This window comes from Priestia sp. 179-F W1.4 NHS (assembly GCF_045369295.1).
Taxonomy (GTDB): Bacteria; Bacillota; Bacilli; order Bacillales; family Bacillaceae_H; genus Priestia; species Priestia zanthoxyli.
On sequence record NZ_JBIQFF010000004.1, the window covers coordinates 250,200 to 274,144 of the forward strand.

General features: G+C 40.0%; 23 protein-coding genes and 1 other RNA gene. 18 read left to right on the top strand and 6 right to left on the bottom strand.

Annotated features, from left to right (window positions below):
• Positions 1–8: 8 nt before the first annotated feature.
• The 10 genes from gap (at position 9) to ssrA (ending at position 11,242) form a co-directional block, all read left to right on the top strand.
• Entirely contained in the window at positions 9–1,016 is a 1,008-nt protein-coding gene (gene gap / locus ACH0CI_RS19785) for a type I glyceraldehyde-3-phosphate dehydrogenase (protein ID WP_013059702.1), read from the top strand.
• Positions 1,017–1,325: 309 nt separating this feature from the next.
• Positions 1,326–2,510: a phosphoglycerate kinase gene (locus tag ACH0CI_RS19790; RefSeq protein WP_014457840.1), complete on the top strand. Its 1,185-nt coding sequence runs from the start codon at positions 1,326–1,328 to the stop codon at positions 2,508–2,510.
• 175 nt (positions 2,511–2,685) lie between these two features.
• Positions 2,686–3,441: a triose-phosphate isomerase gene (gene tpiA / locus ACH0CI_RS19795; RefSeq protein WP_013085385.1), complete on the top strand. Its 756-nt coding sequence runs from the start codon at positions 2,686–2,688 to the stop codon at positions 3,439–3,441.
• Positions 3,441–4,973 (top strand): 2,3-bisphosphoglycerate-independent phosphoglycerate mutase, encoded by a 1,533-nt coding sequence (gene gpmI / locus ACH0CI_RS19800; RefSeq protein WP_028412054.1) that lies wholly within the window; start codon positions 3,441–3,443, stop codon positions 4,971–4,973. The genes tpiA and gpmI overlap by 1 nt, the downstream gene beginning before the upstream one ends.
• A 24-nt stretch (positions 4,974–4,997) precedes the next feature.
• Positions 4,998–6,293: a phosphopyruvate hydratase gene (gene eno, locus ACH0CI_RS19805; protein ID WP_028412055.1), complete on the top strand. Its 1,296-nt coding sequence runs from the start codon at positions 4,998–5,000 to the stop codon at positions 6,291–6,293.
• A 209-nt stretch (positions 6,294–6,502) separates the two neighbouring features.
• On the top strand, positions 6,503–6,736 hold the full coding sequence (gene secG / locus ACH0CI_RS19810; RefSeq protein WP_014457843.1) for a preprotein translocase subunit SecG: 234 nt from the start codon (positions 6,503–6,505) through the stop codon (positions 6,734–6,736).
• A 272-nt stretch (positions 6,737–7,008) separates the two neighbouring features.
• Positions 7,009–7,749 carry an alpha/beta hydrolase gene (locus ACH0CI_RS19815; RefSeq protein WP_029714523.1) on the top strand — a complete coding sequence of 247 codons (741 nt, stop codon included), beginning with the start codon at positions 7,009–7,011 and terminating at the stop codon, positions 7,747–7,749.
• A gap of 38 nt (positions 7,750–7,787) precedes the next feature.
• Entirely contained in the window at positions 7,788–10,130 is a 2,343-nt protein-coding gene (rnr, locus tag ACH0CI_RS19820; protein ID WP_071269831.1) for a ribonuclease R, read from the top strand.
• A gap of 145 nt (positions 10,131–10,275) precedes the next feature.
• A complete protein-coding gene (gene smpB / locus ACH0CI_RS19825; protein ID WP_013059694.1) occupies positions 10,276–10,743 on the top strand; it encodes an SsrA-binding protein SmpB in 468 nt (155 codons plus the stop codon).
• 137 nt (positions 10,744–10,880) lie between these two features.
• Positions 10,881–11,242, top strand: a transfer-messenger RNA (tmRNA) gene (ssrA, locus tag ACH0CI_RS19830).
• A 154-nt stretch (positions 11,243–11,396) separates the two neighbouring features.
• On the opposite strand, the gene modB is transcribed toward ssrA, so the two are convergent.
• The 4 genes from modB to fdhF form a co-directional block, all read right to left on the bottom strand.
• Positions 11,397–12,053: a molybdate ABC transporter permease subunit gene (gene modB, locus ACH0CI_RS19835; RefSeq protein ID WP_034264255.1), complete on the bottom strand. Its 657-nt coding sequence runs from the start codon at positions 12,051–12,053 to the stop codon at positions 11,397–11,399.
• A gap of 7 nt (positions 12,054–12,060) precedes the next feature.
• Positions 12,061–12,858 (bottom strand): molybdate ABC transporter substrate-binding protein, encoded by a 798-nt coding sequence (gene modA, locus ACH0CI_RS19840; protein ID WP_033580425.1) that lies wholly within the window; start codon positions 12,856–12,858, stop codon positions 12,061–12,063.
• 124 nt (positions 12,859–12,982) lie between these two features.
• On the bottom strand, positions 12,983–13,462 hold the full coding sequence (locus tag ACH0CI_RS19845; protein ID WP_033580426.1) for a helical membrane plugin domain-containing protein: 480 nt from the start codon (positions 13,460–13,462) through the stop codon (positions 12,983–12,985).
• A gap of 11 nt (positions 13,463–13,473) precedes the next feature.
• Positions 13,474–16,413, bottom strand: a complete 2,940-nt coding sequence (gene fdhF, locus ACH0CI_RS19850; protein WP_406902122.1) for a formate dehydrogenase subunit alpha — start codon at positions 16,411–16,413, stop codon at positions 13,474–13,476.
• A 369-nt stretch (positions 16,414–16,782) separates the two neighbouring features.
• Here fdhF and ACH0CI_RS19855 point away from each other — a divergent pair, with 369 nt between their 5' ends.
• From ACH0CI_RS19855 to moaA, 3 genes are read left to right on the top strand one after another with little or no spacing between them, the layout of a single operon-like run.
• Positions 16,783–17,127, top strand: a complete 345-nt coding sequence (locus ACH0CI_RS19855) for a Na-translocating system protein MpsC family protein (RefSeq protein ID WP_013059689.1) — start codon at positions 16,783–16,785, stop codon at positions 17,125–17,127.
• A 15-nt stretch (positions 17,128–17,142) separates the two neighbouring features.
• Entirely contained in the window at positions 17,143–17,940 is a 798-nt protein-coding gene (gene fdhD, locus ACH0CI_RS19860) for a formate dehydrogenase accessory sulfurtransferase FdhD (protein ID WP_033580428.1), read from the top strand.
• Positions 17,941–17,984: 44 nt separating this feature from the next.
• Positions 17,985–19,001 carry a GTP 3',8-cyclase MoaA gene (gene moaA / locus ACH0CI_RS19865; protein ID WP_335708361.1) on the top strand — a complete coding sequence of 339 codons (1,017 nt, stop codon included), beginning with the start codon at positions 17,985–17,987 and terminating at the stop codon, positions 18,999–19,001.
• Positions 19,002–19,014: 13 nt separating this feature from the next.
• Here moaA and mobA read toward each other — a convergent pair whose 3' ends face one another.
• Positions 19,015–19,584 (bottom strand): molybdenum cofactor guanylyltransferase, encoded by a 570-nt coding sequence (gene mobA / locus ACH0CI_RS19870; protein ID WP_406902123.1) that lies wholly within the window; start codon positions 19,582–19,584, stop codon positions 19,015–19,017.
• Positions 19,585–19,745: 161 nt separating this feature from the next.
• On the opposite strand from mobA, the gene ACH0CI_RS19875 reads away from it, so the two are divergent.
• From ACH0CI_RS19875 to moaD, 5 genes are read left to right on the top strand one after another with little or no spacing between them, the layout of a single operon-like run.
• Positions 19,746–20,762, top strand: a complete 1,017-nt coding sequence (locus tag ACH0CI_RS19875; RefSeq protein WP_406902124.1) for a molybdopterin-synthase adenylyltransferase MoeB — start codon at positions 19,746–19,748, stop codon at positions 20,760–20,762.
• A gap of 16 nt (positions 20,763–20,778) precedes the next feature.
• Positions 20,779–22,044: a molybdopterin molybdotransferase MoeA gene (locus ACH0CI_RS19880; protein ID WP_406902125.1), complete on the top strand. Its 1,266-nt coding sequence runs from the start codon at positions 20,779–20,781 to the stop codon at positions 22,042–22,044.
• Positions 22,032–22,559 carry a molybdopterin-guanine dinucleotide biosynthesis protein B gene (mobB, locus tag ACH0CI_RS19885; RefSeq protein ID WP_033580429.1) on the top strand — a complete coding sequence of 176 codons (528 nt, stop codon included), beginning with the start codon at positions 22,032–22,034 and terminating at the stop codon, positions 22,557–22,559. The genes ACH0CI_RS19880 and mobB overlap by 13 nt, the downstream gene beginning before the upstream one ends.
• Positions 22,556–23,020, top strand: coding sequence for a molybdenum cofactor biosynthesis protein MoaE (locus ACH0CI_RS19890; RefSeq protein WP_406902126.1), 465 nt, complete (start codon positions 22,556–22,558; stop codon positions 23,018–23,020). Before mobB ends, ACH0CI_RS19890 begins: the two co-directional genes overlap by 4 nt.
• Before the next feature lie 2 nt (positions 23,021–23,022).
• Positions 23,023–23,256 carry a molybdopterin converting factor subunit 1 gene (gene moaD / locus ACH0CI_RS19895; protein WP_028412068.1) on the top strand — a complete coding sequence of 78 codons (234 nt, stop codon included), beginning with the start codon at positions 23,023–23,025 and terminating at the stop codon, positions 23,254–23,256.
• A 32-nt stretch (positions 23,257–23,288) separates the two neighbouring features.
• Here moaD and ACH0CI_RS19900 read toward each other — a convergent pair whose 3' ends face one another.
• Entirely contained in the window at positions 23,289–23,930 is a 642-nt protein-coding gene (locus ACH0CI_RS19900) for a nitroreductase family protein (RefSeq protein ID WP_406902127.1), read from the bottom strand.
• Positions 23,931–23,945: the final 15 nt, after the last annotated feature.

The following is a 23,945-nucleotide window of genomic DNA, read 5'->3' on the forward strand; positions in this document are numbered from 1 at the left end:
AAATACCCATGGCAGTAAAAATTGGTATTAACGGATTTGGTCGTATCGGCCGTAATGTATTCCGCGCAGCTTTAAAAAATGATAACGTTGAAGTAGTAGCAATCAATGACTTAACAGATGCTAACATGCTTGCTCACCTTCTAAAATATGATTCTGTACACGGAAAATTAGATGCAGAAGTAGTAGTAGATGGTAGCAACTTAGTAGTAAACGGTAAAACAATCGAAATCTCTGCTGAACGTGACCCAGCTCAATTATCTTGGGGCAAACAAGGCGTAGAAATCGTTGTTGAATCTACTGGATTCTTCACAAAACGCGCTGACGCTGCAAAACATTTAGAAGCAGGAGCTAAAAAAGTAATTATCTCTGCTCCAGCATCTGATGAAGACATCACAATCGTAATGGGTGTTAACGAAGACAAATACGATGCAGCTAACCACAACGTAATTTCAAATGCTTCTTGTACGACTAACTGCTTAGCGCCATTTGCTAAAGTGTTAAACGACAAGTTCGGTCTTAAACGCGGAATGATGACAACAGTTCACTCTTACACAAACGACCAACAAATCTTAGACTTACCACACAAAGATTACCGTCGTGCTCGTGCAGCTGCTGAAAACATCATCCCAACTTCAACTGGTGCTGCTAAAGCTGTATCTCTAGTATTACCTGAATTAAAAGGTAAATTAAACGGTGGAGCTATGCGTGTTCCAACTCCAAACGTTTCTTTAGTAGACTTAGTTGCTGAACTTGACAAAGAAGTAACTGTTGAAGATGTAAACAACGCTCTTAAAGAAGCTGCTGAAGGCGATCTTAAAGGCATCCTTGGTTACAGCGAAGAGCCACTAGTATCTGGTGACTACAACGGTAACATCAACTCTTCTACAATCGATGCATTATCTACAATGGTAATGGAAGGTAACATGGTTAAAGTTATCTCTTGGTACGATAACGAGAGCGGATATTCTAACCGTGTAGTAGACCTTGCTCAATACATCGCTGCTAAAGGACTATAAGAATAACTTAAAATTCGCTTCTATTTTATTCAATAAGACAGAAATCGACTAGACTTTCCTTTTTTATTGGATATCTGAAAATAGAACGACTATAATAAGACTTGCTAAGGAAGAGAGGGGCATACCCCCTCTTCCTTGATTTATGTATTGGCTTCTACATGAAAAAGCGTCATAAACAGCTAACTGGAGTTTCACTTTATATAGAAAGGCGCCAATATATAAAATGAAATGTACGGTGGTTTGTGGATTGATGATTACATAGAAGCCTACTTGCTTAGTACCATAAATACTTAAGGAGGCCTTTTAACGATGAACAAAAAAACGTTGAAAGACATCGATGTAAAAGGAAAGCGAGTATTTTGTCGCGTAGACTTTAACGTACCAATGAAAGACGGAAAAGTAACAGACGAAACTCGTATTCGTGCAGCTGTTCCTACTATTCAATATTTAGTAGAACAAGGTGCAAAAGTAATTTTAGCTAGCCATCTTGGACGTCCAAAAGGCGAAGTTGTTGAAGAATTACGTCTAAATGCTGTTGCAGAACGTTTACAAGCTCTTCTTGGTAAAGACGTTGCAAAAGCTGACGAAGCTTTTGGTGAAGAAGTAAAGAAAACAATCGACGGCATGAGCGAAGGCGATGTTTTAGTACTTGAAAACGTACGTTTTTACCCAGGCGAAGAGAAAAACGATCCTGAATTAGCAAAAGCGTTTGCTGAATTAGCAGATGTATACGTAAACGATGCATTCGGTGCAGCTCACCGTGCGCATGCTTCAACAGAAGGAATTGCTCAACACATTCCAGCAGTAGCAGGTTTCTTAATGGAAAAAGAGCTTGATGTGCTTTCAAAAGCATTGTCAAACCCAGAACGTCCATTTACTGCAATCGTTGGTGGAGCAAAAGTTAAAGACAAAATCGGTGTAATTGACCACTTACTTGATAAAGTAGATAACTTAATCATCGGTGGAGGACTTTCTTACACATTTATTAAGGCACTAGGCCATGAAGTAGGTAAATCACTTCTTGAAGAAGACAAGATTGAACTTGCAAAATCTTTCATGGAAAAAGCTAAGAAAAACGGAGTAAACTTCTACATGCCAGTGGACGTGGTAGTAGCAGATGACTTCTCAAATGATGCTAATATTCAAGTTGTATCAATTGAAGACATTCCAAGCGATTGGGAAGGCTTAGATGCAGGACCGAAAACGCGTGAAATCTATGCTGACGTAATCAAAAACTCTAAGTTAGTTATTTGGAACGGACCAATGGGTGTGTTTGAATTAGACGCATTTGCTAACGGAACAAAAGCAGTAGCGGAAGCTTTAGCAGAAGCAACTGACACATATTCAGTAATTGGCGGAGGAGACTCTGCAGCAGCTGTTGAAAAATTCAACCTAGCTGATAAAATGAGCCATATTTCTACAGGTGGCGGTGCGTCACTAGAGTTTATGGAAGGTAAAGAACTTCCAGGCGTAGTTGCACTAAACGATAAGTAAGTTTATGTTTCAGTAAGACGGAGGACCGACCTGACGACTGATAATATAAATAATTATCAAGCAGCGAAGAAGGATGACCAAGAGATAAAAGGGACCGAATCACTTTTAACAGCACCCTCTTGGACATCTAACGCGTGAAGGGAAAACCCACAATAAACAAAGGACGGTGTTACACATGCGTAAACCAATTATTGCAGGAAACTGGAAAATGAACAAAGTACTTTCTGAAGCAACTAGCTTTGTTGAAGAAGTAAAAGGAGCAGTACCATCTCCCGAAAGCGTAGATTCAGTAGTATGTGCACCTGCACTATTTTTAGATCGTTTAGTAGAAGCGACTAAAGGCACAGACTTAAAAATTGGTGCACAAAACATGCACTTCGAAGAAAACGGTGCGTTCACTGGAGAAGTGAGCCCTGTTGCATTAGCAGACCTAGGTGTGAACTACGTAATTTTAGGACACTCTGAACGTCGTGAAATGTTTGCTGAAACGGACGAAACAGTAAACCAAAAAACAATTGCTGCATTCAAACACGGTTTAACACCAATCGTTTGCTGCGGTGAAACAAACGAAGAGTATGAACAAGACCAAACAAAAACAGTTGTAGCTAATCAAGTACAAAAAGCATTAGCTGGTCTAACTGATGAGCAAGTAAAACAAACGGTTATCGCATATGAGCCAATCTGGGCCATCGGTACAGGTAAATCTTCAACTGCTGAAGGTGCAAACGAAGTTTGTGCATACATCCGTAGCGTTGTTGCAGAACAATTCTCTCAAGATGTTGCAGATGCTGTACGTATTCAATACGGCGGTAGCGTAAAGCCTGCTAATATTAAAGAATATATGTCTCAATCAGACATTGACGGAGCTTTAGTAGGTGGAGCAAGCTTAGAAGCAGATTCTTTCTTACAGCTTTTGGAGGCTGGTAAGTAATGAGTAAAAAGCCAGTAGCATTAATCATCTTAGATGGTTTTGCATTACGCGATGAAGATAAAGGTAATGCGGTAACACATGCAAAAAAACCAAACTTCGACCGTTTCTGGAACGAGTATCCTCATGCTACACTTCAGGCGTCTGGAGAAGCTGTAGGCTTACCAGAAGGCCAAATGGGTAACTCTGAAGTAGGTCACTTAAACATCGGCGCAGGCCGAATTGTGTACCAAAGCTTAACTCGTGTAAACGTAGCAATTCGTGAAGGCGAGTTTGAACAAAACGAAACGCTTGTAGCAGCTGTAAAGCACGCAAAAGAAAAGGGTACAAACCTTCATCTTTTCGGACTTTTATCTGATGGCGGTGTACACAGTCATATCGAACATCTTTATGCATTATTGCGTCTAGCTAAGAGTGAAGGCTTAGAAAAAGTCTACATTCATGGCTTCTTAGATGGTCGTGACGTAGCACCTCAATCTGCTGAAACGTATTTAAAAGAACTTAATGAAAAAATTGAAGAGTACGGCGTTGGTGAAATTGCAACACTTTCAGGACGTTACTACTCAATGGACCGCGATAAACGCTGGGAGCGCGTAGAGAAATCATACCGCGCAATGGTGTACGGTGAAGGTCCATCATATACAAGCGCTGAAGAGTGCGTAAAAGATTCATATGAAAATGGAATCTATGACGAATTCGTTTTACCTTCTGTTATTACAAAAGAAGACGGATCGCCAGTTGCGACAATTCAAGACGAAGATGCAGTCATTTTCTACAACTTCCGTCCCGATCGCGCAATTCAAATTTCAAATACGTTCGCAAACGAAGATTTCCGCTCATTTGATCGCGGTGAAAAACATCCGAAAAACTTACATTTTGTATGTTTAACTCACTTCAGCGAAACAGTTGACGGATATGTAGCCTTTAAGCCAATTAACTTAGATAATACGCTTGGTGAAGTATTATCTCAAAATAACTTAAAGCAGCTTCGTATTGCTGAAACGGAAAAATATCCTCACGTAACGTTCTTTATGAGCGGTGGACGTGAAGCAGAGTTTCCTGGTGAAACACGTATCTTAATCGATTCACCAAAAGTAGCAACATATGACTTGAAACCTGAGATGAGTGCTTATGAAGTGACGGACGCGTTGCTTGCAGAAATCGAGGGCGATAAGCAGGACGCTATTTTATTAAACTTTGCAAACCCTGATATGGTAGGTCATTCAGGTATGTTAGAACCAACGGTAAAAGCAATTGAAACAGTAGATGAGTGCTTAGGCAAAATTGTAGATGCAATTTTAGCTAAAGGCGGTACAGCAATTATCACAGCAGACCATGGTAATGCTGATGAAGTGATTACACTTGAAGGTAATCCAATGACGGCTCATACAACGAATCCTGTTCCAGTAATTGTAACCAAACAAGGCTTAGAGCTTCGTGAAGACGGTATTCTAGGGGATCTAGCTCCTACAATGCTTACTCTTCTAGATGTAGCACAGCCAAAAGAAATGACAGGTAAAACATTAATTAAATAATTAATTATAAAGGAGAGTTTTAAAATGCCAACAATTCTTGACATTTATGCACGCGAAGTATTAGATTCTCGCGGTAACCCAACAGTTGAAGTAGAAGTATATACTGAATCAGGCGCTTTCGGACGCGCAATCGTACCAAGTGGTGCTTCTACTGGTGAACACGAAGCAGTAGAATTACGCGATGGTGACAAATCTCGCTACCTAGGTAAAGGTGTATTAAAAGCAGTAGAAAACGTAAACGAAATTATCGCTCCTGAATTAGTAGGTATGGACGCAACTGATCAAATCGGTATCGACCGCCTTATGATTGAGCTAGATGGTACGGAAAACAAAGGTAAATTAGGTGCTAACGCTATCCTTGGTGTATCTATGGCAGTAGCTCACGCAGCAGCTGACTTCGTAGGTCTTCCATTATATCGTTACCTTGGTGGATTCAACGCGAAGCAATTACCAACTCCAATGATGAACATCATCAACGGTGGTTCTCATGCTGATAACAACGTTGACTTCCAAGAGTTCATGATTTTACCTGTAGGAGCTCCTACATTCAAAGAAGCAATCCGTATGGGTGCTGAAGTATTCCACGCGTTAAAATCTGTTCTATCTGCAAAAGGCTTAAACACAGCTGTAGGTGACGAAGGTGGATTCGCTCCAAACCTTGGTTCTAACCGTGAAGCATTAGAAGTAATTGTTGAAGCAATCGAAAAAGCTGGCTACAAAGCTGGTCAAGACATCCAATTAGGTATGGACGTTGCTTCTTCTGAATTCTTCAACAAAGAAACTGGTAAATATGACTTAGCAGGTGAAGGCCGTACAGGCGTAACTTCTGCTGAAATGGTAGATTTCTACGAGCAGTTAGTTAACGAATTCCCAATCGTTTCAATCGAAGACGGTTTAGACGAAAATGACTGGGATGGTCACAAGCTATTAACTGAGCGCATTGGCGGCAAAGTACAGCTTGTTGGTGACGATTTATTCGTAACAAACACGAAAAAACTTTCTCAAGGTATCGAACAAGGCGTAGGTAACTCTATCCTTATCAAAGTTAACCAAATCGGTACATTAACTGAAACGTTCGAAGCTATTGAAATGGCTAAACGTGCTGGTTACACAGCAGTAGTTTCTCACCGTTCTGGTGAAACTGAAGATGCAACAATCGCTGATATCGCTGTTGCAACAAATGCTGGCCAAATCAAAACTGGTTCTATGAGCCGTACAGACCGTATTGCGAAATATAACCAATTACTACGCATCGAAGACGAGCTAGGTGTTCTAGCTGTATACGATGGCGCTAAATCTTTCTACAACTTAAAAAAATAAGTTGAAATCATAAAAAACGGATGACGATTGTCATCCGTTTTTTTTATGTTAAAATCCGGTGTATTTCGCTGTCATTACTTGTATGAGGGGGGTTTTTGTGATAAATTAACCTTAGCGTAGTGCGCGTACTTTATCCCCGGTAATGCCAATCAGAAGGGATGAAGAAACCCCGCTGATTGACTATTACTTGGTGTAGGAGGTGTGTCTTAGTGCATACATTGCTGATTACTTTACTAGTGATTGTTTCAATTGCATTGATTGTTGTGGTCGTTTTACAATCAAGCAAAACTACTGGATTATCTGGAGCTATTTCCGGTGGAGCTGAAACGTTATTTGGAAAACAAAAAGCACGTGGAATTGACTTAGTTTTACACCGTTTGACAGTAGTGTTATCTATCTTATTCTTTGCGTTAACACTTGCTGTATCTTATTTCAAACTTTAATATGTTACTGGATAGACTGCCACCTAATGCATACGTACTTGGTGTATACCAACTTATGTATGCATTAGGTGGCTTTTTTAATGGGCGTGTTGAATACTTTAATTTCATTTTTAGGTAATGATATAATATAGCTTTAGAAAAAAGTACTAAATATAGTATAAAAGCGTAAAAGTTGACGGTCACATCTCCTGTTATGTGATGACCGTCACATAAATACATGTTTTTTTCTATTATGACTGCAGATATTATAACTAAAAGGAGTTAAATAATATATGAAAATTGCACAACCAAAGCCATTTACATTTGAAGGCGGCGAAAAAGCTGTTTTATTACTTCACGGTTTTACCGGAAATTCTGCTGATGTTCGTATGTTAGGTCGTTTTTTAGAGAAAAAAGGATACACATGCCACGCACCTCACTATAAAGGACACGGTGTAGCCCCTGAAGAGCTTGTTCATACTGGTCCAGAAGATTGGTGGAAAGATGTCATGGAAGGCTATGAGTTTTTGAAAAGCAAAGGCCATGAAAGTATTGCCGCTGTAGGTCTTTCACTAGGTGGCGTATTTTCACTGAAATTAGGTTACACTGTACCTATAAAGGGTATTGTGCCTATGTGCGCGCCTATGTATATAAAGAGTGAAGAAGTCATGTATGAAGGTGTTTTAGCGTATGCACGCGAATATAAAAAGCGTGAAGGTAAATCGTCTGAACAGATTGAACAAGAAATGGAAGAGTTCAAACAAACACCAATGAACACATTAAAGTCTTTACAGGAATTAATCGCTGAAGTGCGAAATTCAGTTGATATGATTTATGCACCGACATTTGTTGTACAAGGTCGTCATGATCATATGATTAATACAGACAGCGCCAATATTATTTATAATAGCGTCGAGTCTCCTACAAAAGATATAAAATGGTACGAAGAATCTGGTCATACCATTACCTTTGATAAAGAGCGTGATCAGCTTCACGAGGATGTATATGCATTTTTGGAATCACTTGATTGGTAATAGAGATAATACGAATAAAGAAAAAGGAGGGACATGATGTGAAAGAAGAAAATCAGCCCTATATGAATGAAATATTGGATTTTATGAAAAGGGATAATTATAAACCTTTGACTGTCCAAGAGCTTGCAAAAGAATTTAATACTGAGGATGCAGAGTCATTCAAAGAGTTTGTTAAGGCACTTGTTATTATGGAAGAGAAGGGTTTAATTATCCGAGCAAGAAATGACCGCTACGGGCTGCCGGAACAAATGAATTTTGTCAAAGGGAAAGTAAGCGGACATGCAAAAGGATTTGCGTTTGTAGTTCCTGAAGAAAAAGATGCAGGTGATGTATTTATTCCGCCTACTGAAACAAACAATGCTATGCACGGAGATATTGTGCTTGCAAGAGTGTTATCAGAATCATCAGGTGCTCGTCGTGAAGGAACCATTGTAAAAATCTTAGAACGAGGTACCCAGCAAATTGTAGGTACGTATACGCAAAGCAAAAATTTTGGCTTTGTGATTGCGGATGACAAAAAAATTGCAGGTGATATTTTCATTCCGAAAGCAGCAAGAAACGGTGCCGTTGAAGGCCATAAAGTAGTAGTAGAGCTGACAACCTATCCGGAAGGCCGCATGAATGCAGAAGGAAAAGTTGTTCAAATTCTTGGACATAAAAACGATCCGGGGATCGATATCATTTCTGTTATCCATAAGCACGGTCTTCCTCAAGAATTTCCTGCTGACGCTTTAACGCAAGCAATTGATACACCTGAGACAATTGATGAAAAAGATATCGGTAACCGCCGCGATCTTCGGGATCAAGTTATTGTAACCATTGACGGAGCAGATGCAAAAGATTTAGATGACGCTGTAACGGTTACAGAGCTTGAAAACGGAAACTACAAATTAGGCGTTCATATTGCAGATGTAAGTCACTATGTTAAAGAAGGTTCTCCGATTGATGTAGAAGCAGCAGAGCGCGGAACAAGCGTCTATTTAGTAGACCGAGTTATTCCGATGATTCCTCACCGTTTATCTAACGGAATCTGTTCATTAAATCCAAAAGTTAACCGTTTTACGCTTTCTTGTGAGATGGAAATTAATCCACAAGGTGAAGTAGTCAAACATGAGATTTTTGAAAGTGTCATCAAAACGACAGAACGAATGACGTATTCAGACGTGAACAAAATCTTAGTGGATAAAGATGAAGAAGTGTTAGAACGCTACGAGCCAATCGTTCCGATGTTTGAGCGTATGGAAAAGCTGGCGGCTATTCTTCGTAAAAAGAGAATGGATCGCGGTGCCATTGATTTTGATTTCAAAGAAGCAAAAGTATTGGTAGACGATGATGGCCATCCGCACGATGTTATTTTGCGTGAACGCTCAGTTGCTGAAAAGCTAATCGAAGAATTTATGCTGGCGGCGAATGAAACAGTAGCAGAACATTTTCACTGGATGAACGTACCGTTTATTTATCGTATTCATGAAGATCCAGATGCAGAGAAGCTTACTCGTTTCTTAGAGTTTATTACAAACTTTGGTTATACAGTGAAAGGGACAGGCAACGATATTCATCCGCGTGCGCTGCAAGATATTTTAGAAGAAGTAAAGGGTACGCCTGAAGAGATGGTTATTTCAACTGTTATGCTTCGTTCGATGAAACAAGCGAAATATGAAGCAGAAAGTTTAGGCCACTTTGGTTTATCAGCTGAATTCTATACGCATTTTACGTCTCCAATCCGTCGTTATCCGGATTTAATCGTTCATCGTCTCATTCGTACGTATTTAATTGAAGGAAAAACAAATCAGCAAACGCAAGAAAAATGGCGCGAGCTTCTGCCTGATATTGCTGAGCATTCTTCTAATATGGAACGTCGTTCAGTTGACGCTGAGCGAGAAACGGACGATATGAAAAAAGCTGAGTTTATGGCTGATAAAGTTGGGGAAGTATTTAATGGTATTATTAGCTCTGTTACAAACTTTGGAATGTTCGTGGAGCTAGAAAATACGATTGAAGGGTTAGTTCATGTTAGTGACCTAACGGATGACTATTATCGTTACGACGAACGTCACTATGCGATGATTGGAGAAAGAACGGGCAACGTCTTCCGAATTGGAGACGAAATTGAAGTAAAAGTTGCCGATGTGAATAAAGACGAGCGTTCAGTGGACTTTGTTATTGTGGGAATGAAAGAAGGCCGCAAACGCTTATCTAAAGATCGTCCTAAAGTGATTAAAGCAAAACAAAAGTCACGCAAAGATGATAAAGGAAAAGGTCGAGAGGGCAGCCGAAGCAAAAATGAAGAGTGGTCTACTCAAAAACCAAAGAAGAAAAAGAAAAAAAGATTCTTCGAAGGCGCTCCAAACGTTAAGCGCAAAAAGAAAAAGCGCAAATAATCGACAGCAGTGAAGCAGAAGGGTAGCCCTTCTGCTTCAAAACAGCTCTATTAAACGTTTTAGTTGTTGTTTAGATTTCCATACAGTAAAATGATACATAATATCATACATATACGTAAGTACGGCTGAAGGGAAGGAACGTTGTATGCCAAAAGGTGAAGGGAAATTAATTGCACAAAACAAAAAAGCCCGCCACGACTTTTTTATTGAAGAAACATATGAGACGGGTATTGTTCTACAAGGAACGGAAATCAAATCAATTCGTAATGGCCGTGTGAATTTAAAGGACTCTTTTGCTCGTGTGCAAAATGGAGAAGTATTTTTACACAATATGCACGTTAGTCCCTACGAACAAGGCAATCGATACAATCATGAGCCACTTCGTACACGAAAGCTATTACTGCATAAACGCGAAATCAGCAAGTTAATTGGCTATTCAAAAGAAACAGGTTATTCACTAGTTCCTTTAAAAGTGTATTTGAAAAACGGATACGCAAAGGTTTTACTAGGGCTTGGTAAGGGTAAAAAGAAATATGATAAGCGTGAAGACCTAAAGCGCAAAGAAGCCAAGCGCGATATCGAACGAGCATTTCGTGATCGCCAAAAGATGTGATATTACAAAATCTTACAATTGCAAAATGCTCATTTTGTGATATAATAAATATTGTTATCAGTTAGATTTCATTTTGCACACTGAAGTCGCTATCTGATGTAAGGACTTTTCTTACACATTCCGACTCCCTTTTATATGGGGACGTTACGGATTCGACAGGGGTAGTTCGAGCTTAGGTTGCGAGTCGAGGAGATGGCCTCGTTAAAACATCAACGCCAATAATAACTGGCAAATCTAACAATAACTTCGCTTTAGCTGCATAATAGTAGCTTAGCGGTTCCTCCCTCCATCGCCCATGTGGTAGGGTAAGGGACTCACTTTAAGTGGGCTACGCCGGAGTTCGCCGTCTGAGGACGAAGGAAGAGAATAATCAGACTAGCGACTGGGACGCCTGTTGGTAGGCAGAACAGCTCGCGAATTATCAATATGCCAACTACACTCGTAGACGCTTAAGTGGCGATATTTCTGGACGTGGGTTCGACTCCCACCGTCTCCACCAAATACATATTTTTGGTGGCTTACTTTACTTATAACAGGAGCTAATCACATGTATGATCTACATTTGATTAGCTCCTTTTTAATTTATGATGTATGTAAAATTGAAAAAGCGGTACAAAAGTAAAAGGATGCCTCTTACACAAAGAGGCATCCTTTTACTTTTGTTTAAGCTGAACAAAAAGCAGCATAAGAAAGGAAAGAAAGACGATCGAGATAACCCATAGCCAAGCGAGATTCATGTTTCCAGAGTCAATCGCGACGTAGATAGCGGTAGGAACAGTTTGAGTTTCACCTGGAATATTGCCAGCAAACATCAAAGTGGCTCCAAATTCTCCGAGTGCTCTTGCCAGACTTAACACACCTCCTGTTACGATAGCTTTAGAAGCTAAAGGAATGGAAATAAAGAAAAAGACTTTCCATTCGCTTGCACCATCTACTCGAGCTGCGTCTTCAATTTCATGATCAACGCCTTGGAAGCCCGTTTTGGCAGATTGATACATAAGGGGAAACGCAACGACAACGGATGCAATAACAGCTGCCCACCACGTAAAAATAACGGGTTGTTGAAAGACCCATTCAATTGCTCGGCCGAGTAGGCTGTGTTTTCCGAATATGACAATCAATAAAAATCCAACAACGGACGGAGGCAGGACCAATGGTAGCATCAACACCGTTTCAACCATCACTTTTCCCTTAAAGTGTTTCCTTGATAACAGTTTTCCTATAACAGTGCCTAGAATAATCACGACAAATCCCGCTACTAATGCAATTTTAAGCGATAGCTGAAGAGGAGATAAAAACTCTTGAATCATAGCAATCTCAATTCGCAGTGAAACCGTATTTTTTAAACGTGTTAAGAGCCGTCTTACTTTGTAAAAATTGATAAAAATCCTTTGCTTCTTGTGGATGTTTCGAATCCTTAATAACGCCTACAGGATATACAATTGGTTTGTGAGTGCTATGATCTGCAGTGGCGACAATCTTCACTTTTTTTGAAATCAACGCATCGGTTTTATAAACAACTCCAGCTTCAACGTTTCCTGTCTCCACATAGGAAAGCACCTGGCGTACGTCTTTTGCATAGACGGTTTTAGGCTCAATGTTTGTCCACAGATTCATGTGTTCAAAAGTCTCTTTTGCATACTGTCCGGCAGGAACGGATTCCGGTATGCCAAGTGAAATTTTTTGAACAGCAGGCTTTGATAGATCTTCAAAATTTTTGATGGCAGCCGAATTATTCTTTGGGACGATAAGCACAAGATCGTTGCCAACCAAGTCAGTTCCATTTTCTTTAGAAATAACTCCTGACTTTACCAGTGCATCAAACTTATCTTCCGCTGCTGAAAAAAACAAATCAGCCGGTGCGCCGTTTTCGATTTGCTGTTGCAGCGAGCCTGAAGCCCCAAAATTAAATTTTAAGTCGACATTCGGATGCTTTGTTTCATATTGCTTTTGAATATCGGTAAGCGCATCTTTTAAGCTGGCTGCAGCGGATATCGTTAAGCTGACGTTTTGGTGCTGAGCCGCTGATTGACTCGTATTTGTTCCGTTCGAACAAGCAGCAGTAAACATAATTAAAAATAATAGTGCGAATAAGGGTTTAAAGTATTGTTGCATCGTGTCACCTCAATTAGTTTTAGTAGAGCAATTTAGTATAACTATATCACGTTCACTTAGAAAAGGACTTCCTAAAAAGAAAACAGCGACTTGAAAGGGAAAAACTTTCAAGTCGCTGCCTTATTTACTCTTCCAACGCTTTGCCCATTCCTTTTAAAAAGTGAAGCCCAAATCCAATTGCACGATTAACATCTGGATCATTTAGCGCTTTTATAAGAGCTAACGCACTTACTTTTTTTCCTGTTTTTACATATTCATTTGCTTCGTTCATACCAGCTGTTGCACTGTTAACAAGTTTAGCAGTTACCTCTGGGTCTGCCTTCATCAAACCGCTGCTTGCACCCATAAGGGTATTAATTAAATTGGTTACGGGTTCTCTAGAAATTTGATGAAGCGCAATTTTTGAGATTTTTTCTTTTGCTTGAATCATTGAATCAGCAGCTTCAAGAACACCCATGTCGTTAAGTTCTCCGACAATACCGAGAATACGATTCAGCGCTTCTTCATTATCTGCCAGCAGAGAAGTCAAGTCTTCTAATTTTTGCTGTTTTTTTTCTTCCTCGCTTAGAAGAGGCTTTTTAATTTCTGTAATAGGTTGTGCCATCTTTTCTCCTCCTATTTACTTGTTAAATGGACGTAGCCAGGACGATTCCATTTACGCTGAACCTCGACCCCATTTTGAGGATGACGTTTTTTGTTACGCGGATTTGTAGACGGTAAAGGCGTTTTTCCACCTTTGCTTAATACTTCCATCCGTACTTTTGTTTGTTTGTAAGCCGGCGTATTTGTTCGTTGGTCGACTGCAGGTCCCGTCAAGAAGTTAATAGCCGAATCTTTATGAACGGAGTGCATCGGAAGATACAGCTCATTTGCTTTTACTCGCTCTGTAATTAATGCCTGTACTTTTACTGCTCCAAACGGTGAGATTAATCTGACAAGCGAACCGTCTTCAATTTCACGCTCCTTGGCAAGCTGAGGTGAAATTTCTACAAATACTTCCGGTACCTTTGATTGAATACCGCTCGATTTATTGGTCATATTCCCTTCATGAAAATGTTCTAACATTCGTCCGTTATTAATGTGCAAATCATATTCCTCTGGAAATTCAGCAGGAAGAACCCAATCTGATAAAGCAAAGCGCGCTTTTTTATCTGGGAAATTAAACCCATCGACGTAAAGTAAAGGCGTGCTTTTTCCCTCTAAGCTCCCCCATAAGAAGCTATCCCAGCCTTCAAGGTTTTCGTAGCTGGCTTGGCTGAACAGAGGTGATAGACTAGCCATTTCTGAAAAGATGTCACCAGGGTGTGTATACGTCCAATTTGCACCTAAGCGGTTTGCAATCTCTTGAACAATCCACCAATCCGGCTTCGAATCACCAAGCGTTGGCAATGCTTGATACAATCTTTGTACGCGTCGCTCCGTATTAGTAAACGTTCCGTCTTTTTCAAGAGAAGGAACAGCAGGGAGTACAACATCAGCATATTGAGCCGTTCTTGAAAGGAAAATGTCTTGGACAACAAAAAAATCTAGATTTGATAATATTTCGTGTACGTGATTAGCGTTCGAATCGACAAGAGCCATATCTTCTCCTACAAGGTACATAGCTTTCATTTTTCCTTCATCAATTGAATGAAGCATTTGGATATTATCAAGACCCGGCTTGTCTTTAATTTTCACGCCGTATGCTTTTTCAAATTTTTCTCGAGCGACTGAGTCCGTGACGTGCTGATAACCTGGAAGCCAAGCGGGAAGAGTTCCCATATCGCATGCGCCTTGCACGTTATTGTGGCCTCGGAGTGGATAAGCGCCTGCACCAGGGCGTCGATAGTTTCCAGTAGCAAGCAACAGGTTTGAGATAGCCGCTGATGTATCAGAGCCTCCTGTATTTTGCGTCACGCCCATACCCCACAGCACACAGGTTCCATCGGCGTCTCGAATCATTTCAGCTATTTGAATGAGTGTTGCTGCTGAAATACCCGTAATTTGTTCAGCATATTCAAGCGTGTACTTTTCAAGTGAAGAGTTAAAGTCTTCAAAATAGTTGACGTTTTCTTGGATAAATTTTTCGTTGTGCCATCCTTGATCAATCATGTATTTTGTTACAGCCATTAGCCATACTTGGTCCGTACCTTGTTTTGGACTGATAAAAATGTCAGAGCGTTCAGCCATTTCGTTTTTGCGCAAATCTGCGACGATTAGTTTTTGGTCATGAAGCTTATGCGCGCGTTTGATACGAGTTGCTAATACAGGGTGACCTTCGGCAGGGTTAGCTCCAACGATGATAACCAGTCCAGCTTTTGCGATGTCTTTTATCGTGCCGGCATCGCCTCCCATTCCGACTGTTCGAAATAATCCATCGGTTGCAGGAGACTGACAGTAGCGAGAACAGTTGTCTACGTCATTTGTTTCAAACATTTGGCGAGCCAGCTTTTGAATAACATAGTTTTCTTCGTTTGTAATCTTAGAAGAAGAGATAAAACCAACGGATCCATGTCCGTACTGCTGATTGATGGAGTTTAACCTGCTTGCTACTAAATCGAGCGCTTCTTCCCATGACGACTCTACAAATGCGCCATTTTTTCGGATTAAAGGCTTAGTAATACGTTTTTCAGAGTTTACAAAATCCCAGCCGAATTTTCCTTTCACACAGGTTGAAATAGCGTTTGCGGGAGCATCTGAGCTAGGTTGAACTTTAAGGATTTCGCGGCCTTTTGTCCACACTTCAAATGAACATCCAACTCCGCAAAATGTACAGACGGTTTTTGTTTTTTTCGTCCGAGTTTCACGCATAGCTGCTTCCACCTCTGAAACAGCAAAAATTCCGCTGTACCCTGGTTCCACTTCTTTAACTAAATCAACCATTGGATTCAAAACGCTTTTTGGAAGTCCGGTCATGAATCCAGCTTCTCCGAGCATAGATTTTTCCATTAAGGCATTACAAGGGCATACTGTTACACATTGACCGCAGCTCACACAAGAAGATTCATTGATTGCTACACCATCATCCCAGAGAACGCGGGGACGTTTCGCTTCCCAGTCGATAGAGAGCGTTTCATTAACTTGAAGATTTTGACAAACCTCTACACATTGTCCACAAGCAATGCATTGATTAGGGTCATAACGGTAAAACGGATGAGACATATCGACTTCATCCTCTGAGGCCTTTGGCGTATAGGGGTATTTTTGATGTTCAATCTCCATCATTTCGGCTGTATTATGTAATTTACAGTTTCCGTTGTTATTATCGCAAACGGTGCAGTATAGCAAATGATTTTCTAATAAGCGATCCATTGCTTCCGTCTGTGCCGCTTTTGCGGGTGCTGATTGTAATTCAATCTTCATGCCGTTTTCAGCTTTTGTAGAACAAGAACGAACTAACTCGCCATTCATTTCAACAATACATGTGTCACAAGTTTGAATAGGGTCTACTTCAGCCACATAACAAATCTGAGGATGCTCGATGTTTTGCTGGTTAATAATTTCGAGTATGGTAGAACCTGGAGCTGCCTTGTATTCGTTACCATTTATATGAACAGTGATGATTTCACGACTCATTTGTTTTCCTCCTTTATATAAAACAAAAAACCACCATGAATACACATGCCTAATTAAATAAGGGAAGTGCAATCATGGTGGAATAGTTTACTAGCAGGTCTTACTAATATGCCAATCCGGCCCATTTATATCGTTAAGAAAAAGTGATAGAGTAATAACAATTCATTATTATTATTATTATTCCATCTCGGTTATTTATAATTATATCGCTACGTTTTTAAATGCACAACTTTTTTAAATACCCAACTCTCTTCAAAAGTTTTGCTGCAAAGATTTTAGGCTTTTATTTTTTGAAGTGTTGATTTATGATAAAAAAACTGTAGGAATAAAATGCACAATTTAATTTTAATCGGTGGGAGAGCGTTGATTATGTCAAAAACAATTCATGAATTTAATGATATTATTCGGAAGCTTCGAAAAGATTTATTTGGAAAAGGACCGGAAAGAATACATACGGTTTTTGTTGAAAATATGGCTGTCTCAACACTGTATGGAAATTTAACTCCGACAGAAACATTTATTGCAAGCACTTCTGAAGGGTGTGACATGGTTCATTTAGCTCGAACAAAAATGATTCAAGATGTATATGCATCGAATCCGCCGGAAGGGCTAGAAGAATTGGTAGGAGCAAAGCTGGTTAATTTATTTTCAGATATGAAAATAAAAGAAAATATAGCGGTTTCCGTATTTGTTTTTGATAAAAACATTATTTAAAAAAGGAGACATCACATGAATTCGACCGTTAAGAAGCGTACAGTTCTTAGATTTAAAAATGGTGAAATGGAAAGCGTGGAAGATAAAATTGTAACGGAGTTTCCTGTGACTGTGAAAATTAATGAAGAAGAGTTTGTCACGATGGTATGTAGCCCTCAATACATTGAAGATATGGTAATTGGCTATTTAGCATCTGAAGGGGTTATTCGAGAATACAAAGACATTAAAAACATATGGGTTCAAGAAAAAGAAGGGTATGTTCATGTTACAATAGATAAATTAAACCCGTATTTTCAAAACCTTCAAAATAAACGATATATCACGTCTTGCTGCGGGGCGAGCAGACAAGGGTTTGTCTTTATAAATGATGCGCTGACTGCTAAAAAAATGAATGATATATCGGTAGAACTTTCAATTAAGGATTGTTTTCAACTCATGAATAAGCTGCAGCAATCTGCTGCTACGTTTCAAGAAACGGGTGGCGTTCATAACGCTGCCATTTGTGATAAAAATGGTTTCATGCTTAGCAGAATGGACATTGGCAGGCATAATGCTCTAGATAAACTATATGGGTATTGCTTAAAACACCATATTTCAATTAGGGATAAAGTAGTCGTTTTCAGCGGCCGTATTTCTTCAGAAATTTTGTTGAAAGTAGCGAAGATCGGGTGTGAAGTGGTTCTTTCAAAATCCGCTCCGACTGAACTTGCTTTAAATCTAGCAGAAGAATTGAGAATTACAACGGTAGGGTTTATCCGGAGTGATTCGTTAAATATTTATACATGCCCGGAAAGAATTTTAAGAGAAAGTTAATCTGCTGTGGAGAAGCTGACAGCTAGAGAGGAGAGATGAGGCAGATGTCATACGCTATAGTTGATACGTTAAAGCGCCCTTTACGAGACTTGCGTTTGTCCGTAACAGATCGCTGTAACTTTCGCTGTCGATATTGTATGCCTGAAGAAATTTTTGGGGCAGACTATCCATTTTTACCTGCCGAAAATATTCTTTCGTTTGATGAATTAGAGAGACTCACGAGATTATTCGCATCGCTAGGAGTAAAAAAAGTGCGTATAACGGGAGGAGAGCCACTGCTAAGAAAAGGCTTGCCAGATCTAATCAATCGTCTGAAGCAAATTGAGGGTATAGATGATATTGCCATAACAACAAACGGCTCACTGTTAAAGAAGCATGCAGAAGCCTTATCAAAAGCTGGATTATCAAGAGTAACCGTCAGCTTAGACTCGCTTGATGAAGTGAGATTTCAAGAGCTGAACGGAAACCGAGGAAGCGTCAAACGAGTGTTAGAAGGAATAGAGGCAGCAACTCTTGCGGGGATTTCAGTCAAAATAAACATGGTTGTCCAAAAAGGCAAGAACGAGCAGGATATCCTTCCGATGGCCCAATATTTTAAAGGCAAAAAACATACGCTGCGCTTTATTGAATACATGGATGTTGGAAATTCAAACGGATGGAAAATGGATGAGGTTATAACAAAGAAACAAATTCTTGATATAGTTGGACAAGAAATGCCTCTTGAAGAAATTCCGCCTCATTACACGGGAGAAGTAGCTACCAGGTATCGGTATGTTGGGACAGAAGAGGAAATTGGTATCATTTCATCCGTGACAGATTCATTCTGTTCGACTTGTTCACGCGCAAGAGTATCGGCTGAAGGAAAGCTCTATACCTGCTTGTTTGCGTCAAAAGGGTACGACCTCCGGAAACTGATACGATCACAAGCATCTGATCATACTGTTTGTGACACCATTTCTGATATCTGGAATCATCGGAAAGATCGTTACTCAGATGAGCGGGCTAACGGAAGACAGGTCCAAGGCGCTGAGAAAGTGGAAATGTCTCATATTGGTGGATAATTCAAAAAAAGCCTTATAAATGCCAATCACTGCGATGATTCACATTTATAAAAGTAGGATCTTCTGCTGAAAAAGGCACGCGAAGGACGTTTGCCTGATTCAACAATCCTGTAAGCCTTCTTTCACCTTGTGTAACGAGTTGGTCAATAAGAGGAAGCGTTCTACGGTGATAGAGGGCTAGAAGCGGGTGCATGTGATTTGGCTGAACAGGAAGAACAATATCAGCTGAGTTCGCCTGAGTTAGGGTAATCATATTATGAACAAACTCAGCATTAACAAAAGGAATGTCACACGAAAGAATAAAGAACCATTCAGCACGGCAATCAATTGCAGTTAAAGCATGATGAATTGCATACAAAGGTCCTTGATACGGGCATTTTTCAACTGTAAATGAAACATCTTTTCTTTGAAAATAAGGAAGTAAATCTTGGTTGGTAGACACAAGTATAGGTGTGACGTGATTTTCTTTTAATGCATCTATACTATATTCGTAAAATGATTTCTTGTTATAGGTTTCAAACATTTTTGGTTGACCGTAGCGAGAAGATTTTCCTCCTGCTAATACAATGCCGGCAATGGACATTTATTAAATACCTCCATCAAAATATATTTGTATATTTATGCACATAAGCGTCCGTAAAGCAGCTTAGCTTTATGTGTATAATAGCATGTTTTTAAAGAAATATCTTTGACGAAGGAATAGATAGTGAAGTCGTAGATTGAACGAGAAAGGGAGAGAAAAGAGTGACAGAACGTTATTCACGTCAGCAGCTTTTCCAGTCCATTGGAAACAAAGGGCAGCAGCAAATTAGAAGTAAGCATGTTTTAGTTGTAGGCGCAGGGGCTCTAGGCAGCGCTAGTGCAGAAGCTCTCGTGCGTGCTGGAATTGGAAAATTGACTCTTGTAGATCGTGATTATGTAGAATGGAGTAATCTGCAGCGTCAGCAGCTTTATACAGAACAAGATGCGCAAAACAAACTGCCTAAAGCTGTAGCAGCCAAAAATCGTTTGCGTCAAATAAACACAGAAGTGAAAATCGAAGCGCTGGTGATGGATGCTCAGCCTGCTAATTTAGAAAGTATCGTCCAAACAGCTGATTTGATTATCGATGCGACAGACAATTTCGACATTCGCTTTATTTTAAATGATTTGTCACATAAGTATGAAGTTCCTTGGATCTACGGCTCATGTGTAGGGAGTTATGGCACCACTTATACCGTTATCCCAAACGTAACCCCTTGTCTGCACTGCATATTGAAAAAAGTGCCTGTGGGAGGAGCGACGTGTGAGACAGCAGGAATTATCAGTCCAGCCGTTCAAATTGTGGCAGCCTATCAAATAACCGAAGCATTAAAAATTTTAGTGGGAGACGTTGAAGCTTTGCGACACACATTTCTAACTTTTGACGTCTGGAATAATCAGCACGCTGAATTTAAGACAGGTAAAATGAAAAGTTATGAATGTTCTTCTTGCGGATCGGCACGCACATATCCGTACTTAGCGTATGAAAATCAGCTTAAAACAGAAGTTCTTTGCGGCAGAGAGACGGTTCAGATCAGACCCTCGCAGCAGCATTTACACAACTTTGATGAATTGGAAAAGCGTTTAAAAAACCAAGGGAAAGTAGACCGCAACTCATATCTTCTGTCATGTCAGCTTCCAGAGCAGCGCTTTGTTATTTTTCAAGATGGCCGTGTATTTATTCATGGAACGAATGATATTCAATTTGCGAGAAGTTTATATTATCGTTTATTAGGATGAGTAAAGGAGTGAAAAAATGAGAGAAAAGCGAACTCCTATCCCTGTCGGAGAATGCGTTGGGCGAGTGATGCAGTATGTCAAAAGCGGAAAGCAAGAAATCATTGCGCTTGAAGAAGCTCACGGCAGATTTTTAGCAGAAGATTTAATGGCAGATCATGACATTCCTGCTTTTGATCGTTCTCCATATGATGGTTTTGCTATTCGGTCACAAGATACGAAAAAAGCATCATCACTTCATCCAGTAGAACTGGATGTTCGAGGAGAGATAGGAGCGGGTTCTGTTTTTGAACATACAGTCAACGCGATGCAGGCTGTGCGTATTATGACAGGAGCTCCTATTCCAAAAGGCTGCGATGCGGTGGCAATGCTTGAAGTAACAAAAGAATATACAAAAGACAACCAGCCCGTCGTTCAAATCAAGCGGTCGTTTAACAGCGGAGATAACATTTCGTTTCAAGGAGAAGAAACAAAAAAAGGCACTATGTTAGTTTCAAAAGGAACGTATATCACTCCGGGAGTAGCTGCTCTTCTAGCCACATTTGGTTATAGTAACGTAGCTGTCTTCAAAAAGCCTGTAGTTGGATTACTTGCAACGGGAAGTGAACTAGTGGAAGTACGTGATCCTGTTCAGCGAGGGAAAATTCGTAATAGCAATGCTCATATGCTTCGTGCCCAAATTGAAAAAGCTGGAGGAGAAGTAAACTATTTTGGTATTATGCCCGATGATTTAAGTCAGTGCTACAGCGCAGTAAAATCTGCGCTATCAGAAGTAGACATGCTGATTACAACGGGGGGCGTTTCAGTAGGAGATTATGATTATCTACCAGAGGTGTATAAGCAATTACAGGCCGAAGTTCTTTTTAATAAAATAGCGATGAGACCAGGCAGTGTCACAACAGTTGCACGTATGGAAGACAAGCTTTTATTTGGTCTATCGGGAAACCCTACGGCCTGCTACGTTGGTTTTGAACTGCTAGCTCGTCCGGTCATCAGTACATATGCGGGGAAAAGAACCCCTCACCTCCGGAAAGAAAAAGCTTTGTTAGGAAAAGACTTCTTAAAGCCAAATCCTTTTATGCGATTTGTATCTAGCAGGCTTTCATACAGGGAAGGACAGCTGATTGCTTCTCCTTTAAGCTTTACAAAATCTAGTGCTGTTTCTTCTTTAGCTCATGCGGATACGTTAATTATATTTCCCGGAGGGACGAGAGGGTACAAAGAAGGAATGCTGGTTGACGTCTTATTGCTAGATGACGTGCAGGGAAGTGAATGGCCTTGGTAGCAAGTTGCACCGTTTTACAAGTAGTTGGATTTCAAAACAGCGGAAAAACGACTTTAGTGGAAAAGCTAATTAAAAAAGCGAAACAATTCGATCTACGTGTAGGTTCTATTAAGCACCATGGACACGGCGGACCTCCAGATAGCAGCAGTGAGCTAAAAGACAGTCATCGCCACCAGCAAGCAGGTGCCGATGTGGCAGGCGTAGAAGGAGGTGGGATCCTTCAGCTTACGGCAAACAGTAAAGACTGGAGCCTAAAAAAGCTGATTGATTTTTATCAATTTTTCTCGCCAGATGTCATTTTTGTTGAAGGATATAAAAAAGAATCCTATCCAAAAGCAGTCTTGATTCGAAGTGAAGAAGATCTTGTTCTGCTTTCCTCTCTAACCAATATCATATGCGTGATTAGTCACATTCCGCTTAAAAACGAAGTGCAGCGAGCATATCCAATGTTTCACTTACAAGAAGACGAGCTTTATCTTAATTTTTTATTGAAAGAAGTGGGGGAAAGAAGATGAACCAGCACTTATTTGAAGTAGTAAATCAGCCAATTGCGGTAGATGAAATAATTAAAAAAGTTTCTAGAAGAGACGCGGGAGCTATTACGACATTTACTGGAACGGTAAGAGAATTTACAAAAGGCAAAAAGACGCTCTCTCTTGAATATCAAGCCTATGTGCCAATGGCAGTGAAAATGCTCAGCCAAATTGGTGACGAAATTCAGGAAAAGTGGCCGGATGCTTTGACAGCTATTACTCATCGAATCGGAAAGCTTGATATAACAGAAGTCGCAGTAGTTATTGCGGTTTCTTCTCCGCATCGCAAAACAGCTTATGAAGCAAATGAGTATGCTATTGAACGTATTAAGCAAATTGTGCCAATTTGGAAAAAGGAATTTTGGGAAGATGGAACAAAATGGATTGGCGATCAGTTAGAAACAAAAGAATATCCTGAAGGAAAGCCATTGAAGGAGATGTAAAAATGATTAACGTCTTATTTTTCGCTGCTATACGTGAAGAGGCTGGAGTGGAACAAGTAACAGTTGATAAGCAAGATATAACAGTGAAGGAATTAAAGGAATATGTACAAAAAACATATAAGCTGTCCTCTCTGAATCAAACGATGACAGCAGTCAACGAAGAGTTTGTAACAGATGAAGAAATCATTGGAACGGGAGATACCGTTGCATTTATTCCACCCGTTAGTGGAGGATAAAAAAAGGTGCTGAATACACAGCACCTTTTTTATTATCTAAATTGAGCTACTTTTTCAATTGGTAAACGTACAGAAGGGTAACCGCTATTTGCTGCTTTGCCGATTGAAAGTAACATAACCGGTGCATAGCGTTCTTTGTCTAAACCGAATGCTTCGGCAATTTGATCTTTTTCATAACCGCCAATAGCATTCGTATCATAACCGTGAGCACGTGCAGCAAGCATTAACTGCATAGATACTAAACCGCCGTCAATTAATACCGTTTCTTTATTTAATTCTTCAGAAGCAGCTGCGTAGTGCGCTTTGATTTTTGGAATTTGCATATCTCTAATTTCTTGTGGCATATAGCCTAGTTCAACAGCTTTATCGTAAATTTCATCTAAATTTTCTTCGCTTTTTAAATCGCCGAATATCGCAATAACAGCTGCCGATGTTTCTACTTGTGATTGATTAAATTTAGCAAGCGGAGCTAGTGTTGCTTTTCCTTCAGGGCTATCAATTACTAGAAAGCGCCAAGGCTGTGCATTAACAGAAGATGGAGCTAGCGTCGCTTCTGTTAAAATTTCTTTCATTTCTTCACGGCTGATTTTGACAGCTGGATCGTAATAACGAATAGATCTGCGCCCTGTAATAATATCTTGGAAATCATTGTTTAGTGTTTTTGTTTGTGTCATGATGAACTCTCCTTT